Genomic DNA, 17,712 nt, shown 5'->3' on the forward strand with positions numbered 1-17,712 from the left:
GTCGAGCCAAACCCTGTGCATTAAAGGGTGCAGTATCAGTGGTAAATCACCGGTGATCGTGCAACATTTGCCCGCCCGTGCATGACCTCCCTGCACGTGTGCCCTATAGGCGCAGGTGCTGGCCGTGCACAGAAAAGCCACTTCAACTTGAATCAATTGGGTCCTAAAACGACATGGCAAACCCGGACGCCTTAAAACAACAGAACGCTGCCCAGCGAATGTTGCAACCGACCGTCAAATCGCATCTGGCGTTTACGCTGCTCAGCGCCTTGATCATGATGCTGATGTTTACCCTGTTGCGGGTGGCATTGCTGGTTTACAACCGGGAAATGATCCTGGATACCCCGGCCTCAACGTTCCTCGAAGCCTTTTTCAATGGTCTGCGCTTTGACCTGCGCATCGTCGTTTATCTCAGCATTCCTTTGTTGCTGTCATTGCTCAGTGCGCATGCGATGCGACTGCGCGGCACCATGCGTTTCTGGCTGACTGCCGCCTCCAGCCTGGCGCTGTTCCTGGGCCTGATGGAGATGGACTTCTACCGTGAATTCCACCAGCGCCTCAACGGTCTGGTCTTCCAATATGTGAAGGAAGACCCGAAAACCGTCATGAGCATGCTCTGGTACGGTTTCCCGGTGGTGCGTTACCTGCTGGCCTGGGCCGTCGGGACGGTGATCCTGTACTTTGCATTTAAAGGTGCAGACCGCGTAACCCGCACCCGTGCGACATCGGCTGCTGGCGCTGGTACTCAACGTGCCGTCGCGCCATGGTATGCGCGCATTGCCGTGTTCATGGTGATTCTGGTGGTGTGTGTGGTCGCTGCTCGCGGCACACTGCGCCAAGGTCCTCCACTGCGCTGGGGTGATGCCTACACGACGGATTCCAACTTCGCTAACCAGTTAGGGCTCAATGGTTCCTTGTCGCTGATTTCAGCGGCGCAGAGCCGCTTCTCGGATGAGCGCAGCAATATCTGGAAAGCGAACCTGCCGCAGCTTGAGGCTCAGCAGACCGTGCGCGACATGCTGCTGACCCCGAACGACAAACTGGTCGATGCGGACACCGCGCCTGTGCGCCGTGATACCACGCCACCAGAAGAAAAAACCCTGCCGATCAAGAACGTTGTCGTCATCTTGATGGAAAGCTTCGCCGGCCACTCGGTGGGTGCACTGGGACGTCCAGGCAACGTCACGCCTTACTTCGACAACCTGGCCAAAGAAGGCCTGCTGTTTGAGCGCTTCTTCTCCAACGGTACGCACACGCATCAGGGCATGTTCGCCACCATGGCGTGCTTCCCGAACCTGCCAGGTTTTGAATACCTGATGCAGACCCCGGAAGGCAGCCACAAGCTGTCCGGTCTGCCGGAGCTGCTGAGCGCCCGTAAATACGATGACGTGTATGTGTACAACGGTGATTTTGCCTGGGACAACCAGTCTGGTTTCTTCAGCAACCAAGGCATGACCACGTTCGTTGGCCGTAACGATTTCGTGAACCCGGTGTTCTCTGATCCTACGTGGGGCGTGTCCGACCAGGACATGTTCAACCGTGGCCTGGAAGAGCTGAAAAAGCGTGAAGGCAAAGAGCCGTTCTATGCCTTGCTGCAAACCCTGTCCAACCACACGCCGTATGCCTTGCCGACGCCACTGCCGGTTGAGCGGGTGACCGACCGTGGCTCGTTGAACGAGCATTTGACCGCCATGCGCTATTCGGACTGGGCGCTGGGTCAATTCTTTGAAAAGGCGCGTAAAGAGCCGTACTTCAAGGAAACCTTGTTTGTGATCGTGGGTGACCACGGTTTTGGTAACGAGCAGCAGATCTCCGAGATGGACCTTGGGCGCTTTAACGTTCCATTGCTGTTGATCGGGCCGGGCATCCAGGAGAAGTTTGGTGCGCGGGTTGATACCGTGGGTACGCAGATCGACATCGTACCGACCATCATGGGGCGTCTGGGTGGTGAGTTCCGTCAGCAATGCTGGGGCCGTGACCTGCTGAACCTGCCGGAAGGTGACAAAGGTTCAGGCGTGATCAAGCCATCTGGCAACGATCAGACCGTGGCCATCATCAGCGGTGATCATCTGCTGGTTCAGCCTAAAGACATGCCAGCCAAGGTGTGGCAATACAACTTGGGCCCGAACCCGCAAGCCAAAGTAGTGACTGACTCGCCAGACGAAGCTGAACTGAAGAAGAAGCTTGAATCCTTCTTGCAGACAGCAACCAAAAGCTTGTTGGATAACACTGCGGGTGTCGTGGATCCGAAGTAAACCAGCGTGAAAAAAGAAGAGGCCTCAGGGCCTCTTTTTTTTGCGCGTAATGCCGTGACTACGGCGCTATATTTTGCCGAGCAAGAGCAGTATCAGCAGTACGACCAGTACGGTGCCGATAATACCGGACGGGCCGTAGCCCCAGTTTCGGGAGTGAGGGAAAACTGGCAGCCCGCCCACCAGCAGCAAGATCAGGATGATCAGAAGTATCAGGGTCATGACTATTTCCTCATTGATTATTGTCAGTAAGGACGGCGTTCAGTGGCGTTGAAACCACTGCTACGTACGCTCTTAATAAGTCCGACTTGCCGGGCGCGAAAATAATTCAACTTTTTATTCTGTGACGCGTGCTAAAGGTTGGCTATTGCCTGGCTGATGGGGCGCGAGTAGGGTGGCGCGCTGCCTAAGGAAGGAAGTATTCATGCTTAATTACGTTTGGTTTTTTTTGGCCGCGTTGTTTGAAATCGCAGGCTGCTACGGATTCTGGATGTGGCTGCGTCAAGGCAAGAGTGTGGTGTGGGTCGTGCCGGCAGTGTTGAGCTTGGCCGTTTTTGCCCTGCTCTTGACCAAGGTCGAGGCGGCATATGCGGGCCGGGCTTATGCCGCGTATGGCGGGATCTACATCGTGACGTCTATTGCCTGGTTGGCGGTGGTGGAGCGAGTCCGGCCATTGGGCTCTGACTGGATCGGACTGGTGCTGTGCGTGATAGGGGCAACGATCATTCTGTTGGGCCCACGTTTTTCGGCACCCTAAGCCAATACCCCTACTGATGAGGAATATTCAACAGCTGTAGCGTAGGACTTTTATCTGTGAGGTGTAGGCCTTAATCCAGATAGGAGTAAGCCCAAGCTGAATTGCTGTGTAAGGATTGAAGTACCGAATGACGCGGTTCAGTCTTCGTGGCCAGACACCTTTAAGGATAAGAGCCATGCAGATTCTAAAACGCGTAAGCGGCGAACGCTTCTCGATTGGCGAAGACATTATTGTCCATGTCATTGCCATCAGTGGCAGCCACGTACGCCTGGGGATTGATGCCCCCAGGAGCGTCAGCGTTCACCGGGGCGAAATCTACGACCGGATCAAAAATCAGGACCCCGGGCATTTGACCATTGGGCCGTTGAGCAAGCGTTAATCAAAGAACTCTTTGGGAACGGCATGTTTGGGCATCAACTGGCATTGCTGGCTTTCCAGATCAAAGAAGATCACGGCTTGCCCTTTGCTTAAGGCGTGACGCACCCGCAGGACACGTGTCTCTTGAGGGGTGTCATCACCGTTGTCGGTACCGTCGCGGCTGACGAAGTCTTCAATCAGGCGGGTGAGGGTGTCAGGTTCAAGCTGGTCGTAAGGAATTAGCATGAGGCGGTCTCGCAAATGAGTTAAATCGATTTGTCGCGGTTATCCCAATAACCCTGCGCCAACTCGAATGCTTGTTCTCGCGGTGTGCCCAGCCCGCGAAGGGCCAGGGCCATGGTCGAGAGCAGGGCCAGTTGCGGGTAACTGTCTTCGATCTCGCCCCGCCACAGTGCCTTGAGCTGCCCCGGCTCAAGTGAGGCCGGTTTCACGTGGCGTCGAGCTGACAGTGCTGGCCACTCTTCATCCCAATTGACGCCCGCCGTGGTGCCGTACAAATGGCTGATGGTGTCCGGGTTGATCTCGATTTCACCGCCGTCGCCTTTGATCACGATGCTGGTGTCTCCCAGCAAGCCGCTGGCTTCGCGGTGCACGCTTTGGTAGCCCGGATGGAAAATGCTTTGTAGGCCGCAGCGGGCGCCCAGCGGGTTCAAAATGCGCGCCAGTGAGTGAATGGGCGAGCGCAAACCCAAGGTGTTGCGCAGATCGATCATGCGCTGCAACTGCGGCGCCCAGTCCTGCAATGGCATAAAGGCCAGATGCTGGGTGTCGAGCGCAGTTTCAACGCTTTGCCAGTCGCGGCACAGCGGGATAGACAACTCGTCCAGCAGTTGTTCACTGTACAGTCGCCCTGCGGTATGAGCGCCGCCGCCGTGCATCACAATCCGCACACCGTTTTGCGCCAGGCATTTGGCAGCCAGCAGGTACCAGGGCAGGTGACGCTTCTTGCCCGCATAAGTCGGCCAGTCGATATCAACGTTGATTGCTGGCGCTGTCAAACGCTCACGCAAGGCTTCGGTAAAGCCGGCCAATTCCTCGGGGCTTTCTTCCTTGTGACGCAGCAACATCAGGAAGGCACCCAATTGCGTGTCTTCGACTTTTTCGTCAAGGAGCATGCCCATTGCCTCGCGCGCTTCTTCGCGGGTCAAGTTGCGGGCGCCGCGTTTACCTTTGCCCAGAATGCGCACAAATGGCGCGAAAGGGTGTTCGGCCGGAGTTTCTAATGTCAGCGCAGAAGGCGTATTCATAGGCAATTAGTCGGTTTCGGCAGGCCTGCCAGCTTGGCAGCGAGCTTGGCTGGTGTGCCATTAAACAGGCGGTTGAGGTGCAAGCTGTTGCCTTTTTCAGGGCCCAGCTTGAGCGCGGTGTACTTGATCAGCGGGCGTGTCGCGGGTGACAGCTCGAACTCCTGATAAAAACTGCGCAACAGCTCAAGGATCTCCCAGTGCTCGGGGCTCAACTCGATCTGCGCCTCGGCCGCCAGTGCATGGGCGACCTCGGCAGACCAGTCGTTAAGGTCGAGCAAATAGCCGTCTTTATCCAGCGCGATATGTTTGCCGTTGAGGAGGAGGGTGCTCATAGCCAGCTGTTGACCTTGTCATAGTGAATCGACAGCTCGACGAAGGCCGGGTAATCCACCGCTGTCGCCCAGGGCGGGCAGTCGAGATGGCGTGCGAGCAGATCTTCTTCGAGGATAAAAAGCTTAAGCGTGGCGCTTTTTTCTTCCAGGGCCTTCAGAGGGCTGCTTTGAGGTTGTAAAGCGTAGACCGTGTCACCTGTCAGCAACAGCGCGTCATCGGTGCCCAGAACGCGTAAGCAGCTGCTAAGGCGTGTGTCGGAAAAGGGCGAGTGGCTCAGGACGTGTAGGGTCGTCATCAGAGTGTTATCACTTGGTCAAAACGGTCAATAAGGGCGCGTACTTCATCGGTTGACAGGGCGTGTACATCGTCGACTGCCAGATGTGCGGGCGAAATGCCGCGCTCGGCCAGGCTGTGGCCGCAGGCAAACACGTCATCAATCCCGAACATCGACAGAGCCTGCAGATTGGCCTGGAGGTTTTTTTGTTGCAGTGCGGCCGCGTTTTGTCCGAGAACGAGCTGGAATACCCCGTCGTCCATAAACATCAGCGCAATCGGCAAATCGAACGCGCCCCCAGCCAGCACAAGGTCCAGCGCCTCTTTGGCGCCTGGACCCGACCATGGCGCCTGGCGGCTGATAATCAACAGCGACTTAGCCATATCAAGGCCCTCCGAAGCAGATCAGTCGATCAGCCGATTGAATCGCGTCGTGTAACTGGCCCAGGCCAGACAATTCCCATGGCGCTTGCAGATTGACCGCCGGGCGCTCATAGCGCGCTGCTTCATCTTCATTCAACACACCGCGGCGCAGGGCTGCAGCAATACACACCACGCCGTCCAACTGATGTTGGCTGACGAACGCGGCCCACTGCTGCGCGATATTTTGCTCGTCTTGCGGTGTGACCACATTGCTCGAGGCGCTGTGCACACCGTCTTGATAGAAGAACAGCCGCACGATCTCGTGACCGCTTGCCAGCGCTGCCTCGGCAAAACGCAGGGCGCGGCGAGAAGAGGGCGCATGGGCTGCTGAATAAAGGGCAATGGCAAATTTCATGGTGAGCTCTGTCAGCAAATCTGCGGCAATGATAAAGGCAGATGCTCAAAGATGCTTGCAGCGGGCAACAAAAAGCCCGCCGAAGCGGGCTTTCGTGTAGCGGGGTCAATCAGTCGTCGCTGCTCATGATGCCGAAAATTTGCAGCAGGCTGATAAACAGGTTGTAGATCGAAACATACAGGCTGATGGTCGCCATGATGTAGTTACGCTCGCCGCCATGAATGATGGCGCTGGTCTGGAACAAGATGCAGACCGAAGAAAACAGCACAAAACCTGCGCTGATAGCCAGTTGCAGGCCGCTGACCTGGAAGAAGAAGCTGGCAACTACGGCGCCCAGCAGGACAAAGAAGCCTGCGGTGATAAAGCCGCCCAGGAAGCTCATGTCCTTGCGAGTGATCAGCACATAAGCAGAAAGGCCGCCAAACACCAGCGCGGTCATGGCAAATGCCGAGCTGACAACCTCAGCGCCGCCCTGCATGCCCAAGTAACGGTTGAGGATTGGGCCCAACAAAAAGCCCATGAAACCGGTCAAGGCGAAAGTAGACACCAGGCCCCAAGCCGAATCACGCAGCTTGTTGGTCAAGAAAAACAGCCCGTAGAAACCGATCAGCACCACGAAAATATTCGGGTATCCGACCCGCATCTGTTGAGCGACATAAGCCATCACGCCGCTGAAAGCGAGCGTCAAAGCCAGTAAACCGTAAGTGTTGCGCAGGACGCGGCTAACCTCTAGCTGCTCAGCCTGCACGCTGTTATTAACGGCGTAATCCTGTTCGCGCATGGCGATACTCCTGTGGTTTGAAATGTTAAGTAGCAAAGATCATAGCAGAGGCTCTGAAACAAGCGATCAAGAGAGTTTGACAACGTGTTTCATTCAGGTATTATGGCGCCCGCAACAACATAGGAGGTGTGGCCGAGTGGTTTAAGGCAACGGTCTTGAAAACCGTCGACTGTAACAGGTCCTAGAGTTCGAATCTCTACGCCTCCGCCATATTGTCACACCGACAGAGCCCGCTTTTAGCGGGATTTGTCGTTTCTGGGGTTTGGGAAATGGGGCTGCAGGGCGGCCATGGTTTCCGCAATCAGAGGTGCCTCAGAGTCAGCCTCCTTCTCGTTGCGATTTCTCGCCACCCCCACAACCTTGTTCGATGTCTCTATGTGTGTAGCTCAGCAGTCCATAGGCATCCCCGCGTTTTAGAAGCGGGAAATTTCTTTTAGCGAAGTACACAGGTAACGCATCGCAATGCGGTCTGACTCAGACAGCAGGCGGTAGTGCTCAATCAGGCTGGCTTCATCGCGACTGAGCCGGCGAGGCGTAGTGGTTCGCTTAAAAGAGAAGAGGCCACACAGCGTCCGCACAATGCCAATTGAAATCGACATAAGTCACCTCTTTAGCCAGAAACAACATCCCCAGAGTTGCTGCTCTATGATCCTGCTCAGAAATCAGTTCCAAGCAAGCAAGTGGCATTGCCTAAAGTGTAGAGCCAGTTCTCTTCCTGCATGGTCAGATCCGATGATTGTCTTTACCTAATCATTCAGCTTCTTTGATAGAGCCTATTGAGCAAGAGCGCTGACTAATTGGCCACAGCCCCTTTTTTCGATGTGCAGCCTCGTCAAGTGTGGGCTATAGCCGTCTACAGTGGAAAAACACCTTTTTTTGCGTTGTCGCAAAGTGGTTTCGCCGTTGCGGCTTTCATAGGCCAAGTTCGCAGTCCCAGCCGTAGATGTTTCGGCCGCAGTCGTATTGGGCGTTGAGCGTACGCTGCTGTTGCTCGATCCACGCCGGGCCGGCGCCGGCAGTGAGCTTTGGAGTATTAAGTTTGTTAAAGAGCGGAGGTTTAAGTGAACAGCGGTGAGTTGGCGTGTGTGAGCCGCTTGTGGTCAAGGATCGCATCGCAGGCGATATTTGTGCTGCGGAGCACTGCTGACGGAATAGGCGCTGCTATTAACATCGAGAGACGCCTTTGCATAAAGGACGTACCGTTGCATTGCCCATGCCCGCTATTCGGATTGATGTATGGGATGGATCCGATCAACGAGCTTATGTCTTGACCTAGGTCTAATGATTTGCCTCATTCCTGTTGGTTTATTCGGAGTGGCCTATACCCCATATTCATATTTGTATATTTCTTAGCTCCTCGACTTAGAAAACGATGCCAATTCTTTTCAGTGGCTAATGCTGCGTCAGTCCAGAAAAACGATTTTATTTCGTTGTCAGCGCAATCAATGACTCCCTTATGGGCAAATTCTTTAAGGATTTTCTTTAGCTCTCTATTAATAAACTTCGCAGTGGTGGATGTGTCCGCTCCATAATGGGAAGCGCCTATGGCATGCTCATCTTCTCCTCCGTATCTAATGTCTACAAAGCCAACTCGACAAGCTCTTGGGATGTTAATTTGGTTGTCTTTTAAAATTTTATGCTCGTCCTCAGCTTTTCCAATGAGTAGAGATAATGATCTTGACTCACTACAGCTCCAAGAGATCGGGTCATTGCCATCCATTAGATTGTATGGGTGTTCGTAACTCTCGGATCTGTATAAATTGCACTTGGTGTTTTTAATAAGTTTGAGGTTTGTAAATATAAATTCTTCGATTGTCATGAATATATTGATGTCCATTCTATTTTGCTCTCTTTGGGGTGCAAGGGCAGTAAACTCTAAACTGTACATCGTCAGGAATATCATTGCCGATAGTCTTGGTTTCTAAGTCGTTCATGGCGCTTAGCTCGCGAAGTACTGGAGTTTCATCAGTCTTGGTTCTCCTAACATTTCCGTAAACTTTTTTTCCATCCTCTAGTTCAATAATAATATCTGGCCGACGACCCTGTTTTTGGCCGCCAGGTGTTGAAATAAGAGTTTCCCTTTTGACTCCACCTCCAGATTGCACTGTACCTCCGGCCTAGGTGGCCTCACGCCCCCATTGGGCGATAACTTCATTGTGTGGTCCTTGACCACCAGGTACCGGGCCGCGTTTAGCCAACCCAAACGGATCAACCCACCCCACCGGATTCGGCGCATACGCATAGACATTCAGCCCACCCGCAAACCCGATCGGGTCTTTGCTGATAAACCGTCCGACCTGCGGATCATAGTACCGATAGCGGTTGTAGTGCAGCCCGGTTTCGGTATCGAAGTACTGCCCTTGAAAACGCAGCGGGTTGCGGATGTTTTCGCGTATTGCGCTGTCGGTACGCTTTTCCTTGGCCAACCCCCACGCTTGATACGTCGCACTCCAGGCAATCTCGCCACGTTGGTCGGTGAGTTCCATCGGCGTGCCGAGGTGGTCGCATTGGTACCAGGCTATGGCGTTGAACGGTTTCGCCACGGGCTGGTGTTGCCACAACGGGTCGCGGTCGATGTGGTAGCCGTTTTCATGGCTTGGCTCGCGCACTAGCGACAGGCTGCGGTTTTCGACGGTTTGGGCGACGGGGATGAAGCTGCCCGGTTCGTAGAAGTAGTGGATCAGACGTCGTTCGCCAGGGTTGTCGCTGTAGCGTGTTTCGTAGGCGAGGGTGTCGCCGTCCCAGCCGTAGATGTTTTGGCCGCAGTCGTATTGGGCGTTGAGCGTGCGCTGCTGTTGCTCGATCCACGCCGGGCCGGCGCCGGGGCTGGGCGGGCAGTGGGCTTTGGAGTATTTGGCTACCCTTCGCCCCAGTGCGTCGTAGGCGAAGTCGGCGGTCAGGCGGTCGTCTTCGTAACGGGTCAGGCGGTCGTAGAGATCCCAGGTGAAGCGGGCTTTTTTGCCCTTGTCGAGGCGTTCAAGCAGGTTGCCACGGGCGTCGTAGGTGTAGTGCTGGCCGACGTAGTCACGCAGCAGGTTATCGAGGAGCTTGGGCGGCGGGTGGTGGATGGGTCGGCGCGGGGCCTTGGGGTCCAGCAGGTTGCTGGCCGGGTCGAAGGCGAAGGTTTCTTCGCCTTTGAGGGTGGTGGCGCTGAGCAAACGGCCGGACAGGTCGTAAGTACGTACACCATCGGCATTGGTAGCGCTGGGTCAATGTTATTGGGCTGTTAAAGAACGATGAATTGTAGGGTCAGCGATGTACCGATGCGTGAGAGCCTGTGGCGATCAGGCTGGCACCGCAGGCGGTCTTCATGCCGTCCAAGGCGATAGGAACTCCGTTGATGGAATAGTTGCTGCTGCCGTCGACAATAGGGAGCGGCCTTTACATAAGGGGGCACATCACCAGATTGCCATTTCCCGCCATAGGTTTACCGTTGAGTCGGGTGCGGGGGATGGATTCGATGACTAATCCACCGTGGTTAGTGGTGTCGTCGAGTCGTACTATTGTCTTCATGTCACCGTGCTCGGTCTGATTACTGAGTATTACGTCTGCTAGGATTGATCTGAGTGAATACAAACGTGGGGAGCTTATTCATACTTGTTGAGCTCATTTCTTAGGTCGAATTTAAGAGCTTGGGGTGCCTTCAATAGCCCTTTGTCTGTAGGTGTTGGAAATATAAGGCATGTTCGATTATCTCTTTCCATTCCTGGGAGCCAGTTTTCTAAGAACTTGTCCATTTCAATGCATTTTGCATTTAGCCCCGACCATTCAGCTGTGGCACACATTTGTGCGAAACATTCTTCGGGCCAGAATGGAATTGAAATTGAATTCCCTTGTGAGATTGCCCAGCCATCTTGGAATAATCCCCATAGGTGCATTGAATCTGCTGTTTTTCGGACAAAGTAGTCATATCGTTCTTGTTGAGTTAGTGATATGACGTTTTGAATCTTGTTCGGGTGAGTGTTCATTAGTAACCACCTATTCTGTGCTGAATTTTATGTATGTCTGCATTCTGTGGTTCTGAGTGGCGATAGCAGTGGCCTGTTTTGGCCGGTGTTGTATGGCCGTGAGCTAGTTCGAGGCCGGGAGATTTTGATTTTCGTGAATTACTGGGGAGTCGAATTGATGTCCGATTTCCTGTCTCAATATGACGTAGTTCATTCCGTATCCAGCCTCTGACATGACTCGGTTGTTTTGGGTCGTCAGCCAGTGCCCGAAGTCTTTCTTGTTTGTTTGATCTTCCGTGGGAGCCATCACAGCAAATTGGGCAAGTAATCTTTGCCATTAGCCCCAGCGGATCAACCCACCCCACCGGATTCGGCGCATACGCATAGACATTCAGCCCACCCGCAAACCCGATCGGGTCTTTGCTGATAAACCTCCCGACTTGCGGATCATAGTACCGATAGCGGTTGTAGTGCAGCCCGGTTTCAGTGTCGAAGTACTGCCCTTGAAAGCGCAGCGGGTTGCGGATGTTTTCGCGAGTTGCGCTGTCGGTACGCTTTTCCTTGGCTAGCCCCCACGCTTGATACGTCCCACTCCAGGCAATCTCGCCGCGTTGGTCGGTGAGTTCCATCGGCGTGCCGAGGTGGTCGCACTGGTACCAGGCCATGGCGTTGAACGGTTTTGCCACGGGTTGGTGTTGCCACAGCGGGTCGCGGTCGATGTGGTAGCCGTTTTCATGGCTTGGCTCGCGCACTAGCGACAGGTTGCGGTTTTCGACGGTTTGGGCGACGGGGATGAAGCTGCCCGGTTCGTAGAAGTAGTGGATCAGGCGTCGTTCGCCGGGGTTGTCGCTGTAGCGCGTTTCATAGGCGAGGTTGTCGCCGTCCCAGCCGTAGATGTTTTGGCCGCAGTCGTATTGGGCGTTGAGCGTGCGCTGTTGCTGCTCGATCCACGCCGGGCCGGCGCCCGGGCTGGGCGGGCAGTGGGCTTTAGAGTATTTGGCTACGCGTCGCCCCAGTTCGTCGTAGGCGAAGTCGGCGGTCAGACGATCGTCTTCGTAGCGGGTCAGGCGGTCGTAGAGGTCCCAGGTGAAACGGACTTTTTTGCCGTTGTCGAGGCGTTCAAGGAGGTTGTCGAGGAGCTTGGGCGGCGGGTGGTGGATGGGCCGGCGCGGAGCCTTGGGGTCGAGCAGGCAGCCGAGCGGGTCGTAAGTCCGCAGGCATTGGCGACGCTGGGCCAATACCGATGATGGCTGCTTGTTAAAGAACAGTGCCGTGTGAAGTTAGCGACAAATCAAAGTGCGCGACTTGCTGGCGATCAGGCTGGCACCGAAAGCATGTTTCATGCAGCCCAAGACACCGTTGACGTAATAATTACTCTTGCTCGACTATTTATTCACTTCACAGTATTCGGCTCGTAGCTAAGTGATGAAGGTGGCTATATATCTAAGTTGATGAATGATTAGTTAGAAAAGTTTTTTGTTTTTTTAATTTTTCTGTAGTTATTATAATTTCGTGCTTAAATTTAAGTAGGCTCAGGTTTTCTAGTGTGATGCTATTTGAATTCCACGGTTTTAGTGCAATTTTTTCTTCGTGTTCAATAAGGAAAAAAGCTGCTTGATCCCCGTCAAAGCTTTCGACGCCAATCGGTAGGCAGGAGTTTCTAATGTTATGCGATATCAGTAATGGCAATTCGGTATTTATATTTTTTAGGGTGCATTTTTTTAGGTGGTACTTGTTTAGGCGCGTGGTTAGATCTTCAAATGCAACTATTAGTGTATTTGTTAAAGTGGTTTGGTTGTAATCTCCAATTGTTGTTGAGGGAAACACAAATTGGCACCTTGAGAAAATGTGTTTTTTGTCGTTTGATAAAAATGTGTCGAGTCGTACGAATGATTTGCTCATCTTTTTTTTACTCCACAAATACAGTCTTTTCTCATGGCGTTAAATCTTTTTTCAATCTCAGGTGGAAGTGGGACGCCGCGTCCTTGCGATGAATCTCCGTTCCAGTGAACATTTCCGTCATTGCTGTTCCCGAACCTGTGAATCACCCCGTCTTCGTCCATGGCATACCAGTGCCTTCCATCGACGTCAGGTATTGCTCGCTTGTAAAGTTGCTCTGCGTTTTGAGGGATTATTGATGTTTTCGATCCGCCGCCTCTGAAGTTTCCTGATGAAAGGTCATGATGGCCGGGATTATGATATTTGGGTTTTGGTCCGTGATAGTGTCCTTGTTTATTGGTACGGTTCAACCCAAACGGATCAACCCACCCCACCGGATTCGGTGCATACGCATAGACGTTCAGCCCACCCGCAAACCCGATCGGATCCTTGCTTATAAACCTCCCGACCTGCGGATCATAGTACCGATAGCGGTTGTAGTGCAGTCCGGTTTCGGTGTCGAAGTATTGCCCTTGAAAGCGCAGCGGGTTGCGGATGTTTTCGCGTATTGCGCTGCCGGTACGCTTCTCTTTGGCCAACCCCCACGCTTGATACGTCCCACTCCAGGCAATCTCTCCGCGTTGGTCGGTGAGTTCCATGGGCGTGCCGAGGTGGTCGCATTGGTACCAGGCCATGGCGTTGAACGGTTTTGCCACGGGTTGGTGTTGCCACAGCGGGTCGCGGTCGATGTGGTAGCCGTTTTCATGGCTTGGCTCGCGCACGAGCGACAGGCTGCGGTTTTCGACGGTCTGGGCGACGGGGATGAAGCTGCCCGGTTCGTAGAAGTAGTGGATCAGACGTCGTTCGCCAGGGTTGTCGCTGTAGCGTGTTTCATAAGCGAGGGTGTCGCCGTCCCAGCCGTAGATGTTTTGGCCGCAGTCGTATTGGGCGTTGAGCGTGCGCTGTTGCTGCTCGATCCACGCCGGGCCGGCGCCGGGGCTGGGCGGGCAGTGGGCTTTGGAGTATTTGGCTACCCGTCTCCCCAGTGCGTCGTAGGCGAAGTCGGCGGTCAGGCGGTCGTCTTCGTAGCGGGTCAGGCGGTCGTAGAGGTCCCAGGTGAAACGGGCTTTTTTGCCGTTGTCGAGGCGTTCAAGCAGGTTGCCACGGGCGTCGTAGGTGTAGTGCTGGCCGACGTAGTCACGCAGCAGGTTATCGAGGAGCTTGGGCGGCGGGTGGTGGATGGGCCGGCGTGGGGCCTTGGGGTCCAGCAGGTTGCTGGCCGGGTCGAAGGCGAAGGTTTCTTCTTTGTACTGGCTGCTGGCTCCGAGCAGGCGGCCGAGCGGGTCGTAACGGTAGTTGATGTCGCCACGGCGGTTGTCGTGCAGGTCGGTCAGTTGCCCGGCATCGTCATAGCGGTAGTTGCGCACCAGCAGGCGCGTGCTTGAGCCGGTAAGGGCTACGGTCTGTTCCTGTAACTGGCCGTTGGGCGTCCAGCTCTGGCGCTGTTGCAGGCCGTTGCCTTGGTGGCGGACTATTTCGCGATGCAGGTCGTCGCGCTGGTAGCTGAGCAGTTCGATGTCGTCGACTTTCATCGCCAGCAAGTGGCCGCTGCCGTAGGTCAGCCAACTGACCCGGTGGCCGTCGGGGCGGGTGGTGGCGATGCGTTGGTTGAGGGCGTCGTACTCGTGCTGCCAGATGGCAACGTGGCAGGGTTTGTAGAGGTGCAGGTGCTGATGTTCGCGGGTGTTGTTGCTCGCTGCATCGTAAAACCACTGCAGTTTGCAGGTCGGGTTGGTGGCCAGCAGCAGGTTGCCGTTGCCATCGTAGGCAAAGGTTTCGGTTTGCCATTGCTTGCCACCCTGGTAGGCGGCGTGGCGGGCGCTCAGGCGGCCGAGCGGGTCGTAGTCGTATCGCCAGACCCGGTCGCCGTCGGATCGGTGGGTCGGCTGTTGGCTGCCGTTTTCGTACTGGTAGTGAATGGTTTGCCGGTCGAAGCCGGTTTCGCTCAGCAGTTTGCCTGCCGGGTCGTAGGCGAAGGTGGCTGTGCTGTTGTTCTCGTTACGCAGTTCCAGTAATTGGCCGAGCTTGTCCCAGCGGTAGGCGAGGGTGCTGCCGTCGGCCTGCTGGCGCTGCTGGATCAACCCGGCTTCGTTGTAGTGCCACATGGTGCGCTGGCGCAGGGCGTCAGTGTGGCTGAGCAGGCGGCCTTCGGCGTCGCGCTCAAAATGCTCTTCGGTGTTGTCTGGCAGGGTCAGGCGCACCAGTTGCCCGGCGCTGTAATGGTAGGCAGTGATGTTGCCCGCAGCGTCGGTAAACCGGCTGAGCTGGCCGAGGGCGTTGTACTGCCATTGGCTGACTTTGCCCGAGCAGTCGGTGTAGCGGGTCAGTTGGCCGTCGGCGCTGTAGGCCAGGTGTTTGCTGCCGCCGAGGGCGTCGGTGATGAGCACCGGCAAGTTGTCGCTGTTGTAGGCGTAGCAGGTTGTGTTCTCCAGCGGGTCGAGGGTTTCGATGATGTTGCCGCGCGGGTCGTAGTCGTATTTCCACAGGCCGCCTTCGGCATCGCGGGTCTTGAAGCGCTGGTCCTGGTCGTCGTAGGCGTGGTGAATGCTGCTGCCGTCCGCGCGGGTGTGTTGCAGCAGGTTGCCGCGCTCGTCGTAGGCGTAGCTGTCAGTGCTGCCGTCGGTGTGGATATGGCGGGTGACGTTTTTGGCGGCGTCGCGAAACAGCCATTCTTCGTTGCCGTCGGGGTAAATGATGCGGTAGGTGTAGCCAAGGATGTCGTAGTAGTGCCAGGTCTCTTGGCCGAGGGCGTCAGTGACGTAGGTGAGACGGATGTTGGGGTCCCATTCAAGATGGGTGTTGTAGCTGCCGTCGTCGGCCCACTCGCGCACGGCTTTGGCATCCGGACCGTCGCCTTGCCATTGCAGGTTCATGCCGCGCCCGGTGCGGTCGGTGTAGCGGGTGATCAGGTGATGCTGATATTGATACGCCCACTGCGCGGCGTTTTCGTCGCGGGCAGCGCGCAGATCGCCGTGTTCGTCGTAGTCGTAGCCCGCCAGTTGGCGCAAGGGTGCGCCTTCTTGCATCAGCCACAGGGCGTTGATGCGGCCGTTGTCGTCGAGTTGGGTGTGGATGTGCTGGTGCGGGGTGTCGCCTTGATAAGTGATCAGGTCCGACAGCACCGCTTGGCCTGCGTGCAGGTGGTCATAGTGCAGGGTGACGCGGGCGCCGCCGCGCAGGGTGATTTCACTGAGGGCGTAGTGATCGCCCAACTGCTGGTAGTGTTCCTGGCTGTCGTGGCCGCGGGCGATGACCAGGGTGGTGGCTGAGTTGCGAACCAGCAGTACGCCTTCAACGGCGTCGTAGTGATGTTTGCCGAGCTTGGGGTTGCGATAGCGGTGGTTGCGCCCGTCGGCACCGAGGTAGATCAGGCCTGTGTCGTTGACCGTGATGCAGGTCGTAAAGGGGGTGATCCAGCGTGCGCCGAGGCTGCCGTGATCCAGGGCATCCAGGCTTGAACGGTAGGTGCGCACCCATTCAGTCGGGAATGGCCCGGGCAGGGAAAAGTCAGCGTGTGCGACGGTTTCGCTACCCGTGGCGAAGCTGATACTGCAGCCGGTGCTGGAGGCGGTTTTGTTTTTGCAGCCGGGATCTCTGTCAGTGTGACGTTGAGTGTTTTGAGTCACCATCCCCCGTTGGCCTGTTTGGGCCTGAGCGTGGCTGACGTGTTGTGGTGCGACGCTTGCTGGCTGGGTGCCGCGGCGCTTGCGGCGGGCGAGGGCGCTGACCAGTTCGGCAATCAAATTGCCGATGCTGCCGACTTTTTCCGCATCGCCCAGCGACGTGACCTTTTGCGCGGCCAGCTTGCCGATATCGTCGGCACTCTTGGCCACGCTGAGCAGCTCTTGGCAGGTGCTGTTGGAGAGCACTCTGTCGTCGATTAAAAAATGCGCCCCAATGGCAAACAGCGGGCCTGCGAACAGAGACGCAGTTTTAGTCTTGTTTGCCAGCGTCTTCTGTCCGTCATCGCTGGCGATGCTCCTGAGCATCTGGGCGAAGGCGGCACAGGCTTTGCTGATTTCGGCGGCGATTTTCGCTAACAGCTCGCTGAGGCGGGTTTGAATGGCGGCAGCAAAGTCTTCGAGTGCGCCTCGGGTTTTGTCGTTGAGATTCTCTTCGAGGGCGGTAAGCATGGCTGCTGAGATCACCGCCAAACCGTTCTTGCGCACCGTGGACAGCGTGGTGCGCACCGCCAGCCGGGCAGGACCGACGCCGGGGAACGAGACCAACCCGACGACATTGATACCCAGGCTCACCCAGGTGAAGAAATCCTCGCGATCACCTTCGATCAGCGTGAGCAGATCGCCAATGGCATCAATCCCCGCAAAGACTGTACCGACCCCGGGAATTACCGAGCCAGCGGCGTGCACCATGTTCCAGCTGACCGTATCGTTAGTGAGCTTGCGCAGCCATTGGTCGAGCTTTTCCTTGCTTGCCTCTATATCGTCTTTGGTGACCGTATTGATTGGGCTGTTGGCCGATTGCCGTGGGCGAGTGGCAGGAGAATTCATGATGATTTCTCCGGGTTGCCGGGCCGCTGTCCGGAAGCATCGATGCTGCCCGCGAGGGTTTTGACCGACGAGGGCATTTTGCTGAGGGCCGCTGCCTTCAGCGCGTTTTTAGACGGTGGGGTGTTGAGTACTGTCTCAAGCACCGCTCTGGCCTGAACCGGCAGGTGGGTGCGGGTGGTCTCAGCGGTGGTGGTTTCGATTTGTTCATGGGGCCCGGGGAAACCCGGATCGGTCCAGACATCAACCGGATCCTTGTTGAGCTGGACGTTGGCCGGGCCGGGCGCCAACCCCGCGACGGCTGCAAATCCATGGGCATCCAGCACACCTTTGAACACCTGCCCCAGAGCATCTTCTACCTGGTATTGGCCCCCCTTGAACGCCAACCCATTGGCATACTGCTGAAGCAACTCCAGATTCCCGGTACCGCTTTTGAGGTCTTGGGGAAACGCCGCGGCCTGGCTTTGCGCGTTTTTATAGGCAAAGTTGCTGGCATGGGCGATGTATTGGCCGCTAGTGG

The 17,712-nt window shown here is 55.8% G+C and carries 17 protein-coding genes, 1 tRNA gene and 2 pseudogenes; 4 read left to right on the plus strand and 16 right to left on the minus strand.

Annotated elements, in window-relative coordinates; translation table 11 throughout:
* The first annotated feature begins 173 nt into the window (after positions 1-173).
* Positions 174-2,255, plus strand: a complete 2,082-nt coding sequence (locus GHO25_RS18800; protein WP_153327846.1) for an LTA synthase family protein — start codon at positions 174-176, stop codon at positions 2,253-2,255.
* Positions 2,256-2,321: 66 nt separating this feature from the next.
* Here the strand turns inward: GHO25_RS18800 and GHO25_RS18805 are convergent, their stop codons facing one another.
* Positions 2,322-2,474 (minus strand): DUF3309 family protein, encoded by a 153-nt coding sequence (locus tag GHO25_RS18805; protein WP_048371247.1) that lies wholly within the window; start codon positions 2,472-2,474, stop codon positions 2,322-2,324.
* Positions 2,475-2,676: 202 nt separating this feature from the next.
* Between GHO25_RS18805 and GHO25_RS18810 the strand changes: the two genes are divergently transcribed.
* Entirely contained in the window at positions 2,677-3,009 is a 333-nt protein-coding gene (locus GHO25_RS18810; protein WP_048371244.1) for a YnfA family protein, read from the plus strand.
* A gap of 175 nt (positions 3,010-3,184) precedes the next feature.
* The gene (locus GHO25_RS18815) at positions 3,185-3,388 is read left to right on the plus strand and encodes a carbon storage regulator (protein WP_048371242.1); all 204 of its coding nucleotides are present in this window, start codon (positions 3,185-3,187) and stop codon (positions 3,386-3,388) included.
* Here GHO25_RS18815 and GHO25_RS18820 read toward each other — a convergent pair.
* The 7 genes from GHO25_RS18820 to GHO25_RS18850 form a co-directional block, all read right to left on the minus strand.
* Positions 3,385-3,612, minus strand: coding sequence for a YheU family protein (locus GHO25_RS18820; RefSeq protein ID WP_016781468.1), 228 nt, complete (start codon positions 3,610-3,612; stop codon positions 3,385-3,387). The genes GHO25_RS18815 and GHO25_RS18820 overlap by 4 nt on opposite strands.
* 20 nt (positions 3,613-3,632) lie before the next feature.
* Positions 3,633-4,634, minus strand: a complete 1,002-nt coding sequence (locus tag GHO25_RS18825) for a glycosyl transferase family protein (RefSeq protein WP_153391738.1) — start codon at positions 4,632-4,634, stop codon at positions 3,633-3,635.
* Positions 4,631-4,966, minus strand: coding sequence for a TusE/DsrC/DsvC family sulfur relay protein (locus GHO25_RS18830; RefSeq protein WP_048391108.1), 336 nt, complete (start codon positions 4,964-4,966; stop codon positions 4,631-4,633). The genes GHO25_RS18825 and GHO25_RS18830 overlap by 4 nt, the downstream gene beginning before the upstream one ends.
* Positions 4,963-5,262: a sulfurtransferase complex subunit TusB gene (gene tusB / locus GHO25_RS18835; RefSeq protein WP_153391740.1), complete on the minus strand. Its 300-nt coding sequence runs from the start codon at positions 5,260-5,262 to the stop codon at positions 4,963-4,965. The genes GHO25_RS18830 and tusB overlap by 4 nt, the downstream gene beginning before the upstream one ends.
* Positions 5,262-5,624 (minus strand): sulfurtransferase complex subunit TusC, encoded by a 363-nt coding sequence (tusC, locus tag GHO25_RS18840; RefSeq protein WP_153391743.1) that lies wholly within the window; start codon positions 5,622-5,624, stop codon positions 5,262-5,264. The genes tusB and tusC overlap by 1 nt, the downstream gene beginning before the upstream one ends.
* Before the next feature lies 1 nt (position 5,625).
* A complete protein-coding gene (tusD, locus tag GHO25_RS18845; RefSeq protein WP_048371233.1) occupies positions 5,626-6,018 on the minus strand; it encodes a sulfurtransferase complex subunit TusD in 393 nt (130 codons plus the stop codon).
* Positions 6,019-6,127: 109 nt separating this feature from the next.
* A complete protein-coding gene (locus GHO25_RS18850) occupies positions 6,128-6,799 on the minus strand; it encodes a Bax inhibitor-1/YccA family protein (RefSeq protein WP_048371231.1) in 672 nt (223 codons plus the stop codon).
* A 122-nt stretch (positions 6,800-6,921) separates the two neighbouring features.
* Between GHO25_RS18850 and GHO25_RS18855 the strand changes: the two genes are divergently transcribed.
* A tRNA-Ser gene (locus tag GHO25_RS18855) sits at positions 6,922-7,009 on the plus strand.
* Positions 7,010-8,090: 1,081 nt separating this feature from the next.
* Here the strand turns inward: GHO25_RS18855 and GHO25_RS18860 are convergent.
* From GHO25_RS18860 to GHO25_RS26175, 8 genes and pseudogenes are all read right to left on the minus strand, one after another.
* Positions 8,091-8,702, minus strand: a complete 612-nt coding sequence (locus GHO25_RS18860) for a hypothetical protein (RefSeq protein WP_153330934.1) — start codon at positions 8,700-8,702, stop codon at positions 8,091-8,093.
* A 214-nt stretch (positions 8,703-8,916) separates the two neighbouring features.
* Positions 8,917-9,957 carry an RHS repeat-associated core domain-containing protein gene (locus GHO25_RS18865; protein WP_178110144.1) on the minus strand — a complete coding sequence of 347 codons (1,041 nt, stop codon included), beginning with the start codon at positions 9,955-9,957 and terminating at the stop codon, positions 8,917-8,919.
* A gap of 181 nt (positions 9,958-10,138) precedes the next feature.
* A pseudogene (locus tag GHO25_RS18870) lies at positions 10,139-10,312 on the minus strand (PAAR domain-containing protein); the annotation flags it as partial.
* Between the two features lie 74 nt (positions 10,313-10,386).
* A complete protein-coding gene (locus tag GHO25_RS18875; RefSeq protein WP_082148748.1) occupies positions 10,387-10,767 on the minus strand; it encodes a DUF2750 domain-containing protein in 381 nt (126 codons plus the stop codon).
* Complete coding sequence (locus tag GHO25_RS26770; protein ID WP_218581083.1) at positions 10,767-11,984, minus strand: RHS repeat-associated core domain-containing protein; 1,218 nt, start codon at positions 11,982-11,984, stop codon at positions 10,767-10,769. The genes GHO25_RS18875 and GHO25_RS26770 overlap by 1 nt, the downstream gene beginning before the upstream one ends.
* A gap of 205 nt (positions 11,985-12,189) precedes the next feature.
* Entirely contained in the window at positions 12,190-12,648 is a 459-nt protein-coding gene (locus GHO25_RS18885; RefSeq protein WP_153330742.1) for a hypothetical protein, read from the minus strand.
* Positions 12,645-17,195 (minus strand): RHS repeat-associated core domain-containing protein, encoded by a 4,551-nt coding sequence (locus GHO25_RS18890; protein ID WP_153391747.1) that lies wholly within the window; start codon positions 17,193-17,195, stop codon positions 12,645-12,647. The genes GHO25_RS18885 and GHO25_RS18890 overlap by 4 nt, the downstream gene beginning before the upstream one ends.
* Positions 17,192-17,712: pseudogene (locus GHO25_RS26175) on the minus strand (type VI secretion system tip protein VgrG); the annotation flags it as partial. The pseudogene GHO25_RS26175 and the gene GHO25_RS18890, both read right to left, overlap by 4 nt.

Origin of the sequence: Pseudomonas sp. FSL R10-1350 (assembly GCF_009600525.1) — a bacterium.
In the GTDB taxonomy this organism is placed as follows: domain Bacteria; phylum Pseudomonadota; class Gammaproteobacteria; order Pseudomonadales; family Pseudomonadaceae; genus Aquipseudomonas; species Aquipseudomonas helleri.

Coding starts and splice junctions, on each gene's coding strand:
- GHO25_RS18800 (WP_153327846.1), top strand. CDS start 174: ATGGCAAACCCGGACGCCTTAAAACAACAGAACGCTGCCCAGCGAATG.
- GHO25_RS18805 (WP_048371247.1), bottom strand. CDS start 2,474: ATGACCCTGATACTTCTGATCATCCTGATCTTGCTGCTGGTGGGCGGG.
- GHO25_RS18810 (WP_048371244.1), top strand. CDS start 2,677: ATGCTTAATTACGTTTGGTTTTTTTTGGCCGCGTTGTTTGAAATCGCA.
- GHO25_RS18815 (WP_048371242.1), top strand. CDS start 3,185: ATGCAGATTCTAAAACGCGTAAGCGGCGAACGCTTCTCGATTGGCGAA.
- GHO25_RS18820 (WP_016781468.1), bottom strand. CDS start 3,612: ATGCTAATTCCTTACGACCAGCTTGAACCTGACACCCTCACCCGCCTG.
- GHO25_RS18825 (WP_153391738.1), bottom strand. CDS start 4,634: ATGAATACGCCTTCTGCGCTGACATTAGAAACTCCGGCCGAACACCCT.
- GHO25_RS18830 (WP_048391108.1), bottom strand. CDS start 4,966: ATGAGCACCCTCCTCCTCAACGGCAAACATATCGCGCTGGATAAAGAC.
- tusB (WP_153391740.1), bottom strand. CDS start 5,262: ATGACGACCCTACACGTCCTGAGCCACTCGCCCTTTTCCGACACACGC.
- tusC (WP_153391743.1), bottom strand. CDS start 5,624: ATGGCTAAGTCGCTGTTGATTATCAGCCGCCAGGCGCCATGGTCGGGT.
- tusD (WP_048371233.1), bottom strand. CDS start 6,018: ATGAAATTTGCCATTGCCCTTTATTCAGCAGCCCATGCGCCCTCTTCT.
- GHO25_RS18850 (WP_048371231.1), bottom strand. CDS start 6,799: ATGCGCGAACAGGATTACGCCGTTAATAACAGCGTGCAGGCTGAGCAG.
- GHO25_RS18860 (WP_153330934.1), bottom strand. CDS start 8,702: ATGATATTCCTGACGATGTACAGTTTAGAGTTTACTGCCCTTGCACCC.
- GHO25_RS18875 (WP_082148748.1), bottom strand. CDS start 10,767: ATGAACACTCACCCGAACAAGATTCAAAACGTCATATCACTAACTCAA.
- GHO25_RS18885 (WP_153330742.1), bottom strand. CDS start 12,648: ATGAGCAAATCATTCGTACGACTCGACACATTTTTATCAAACGACAAA.
- GHO25_RS18890 (WP_153391747.1), bottom strand. CDS start 17,195: ATGAATTCTCCTGCCACTCGCCCACGGCAATCGGCCAACAGCCCAATC.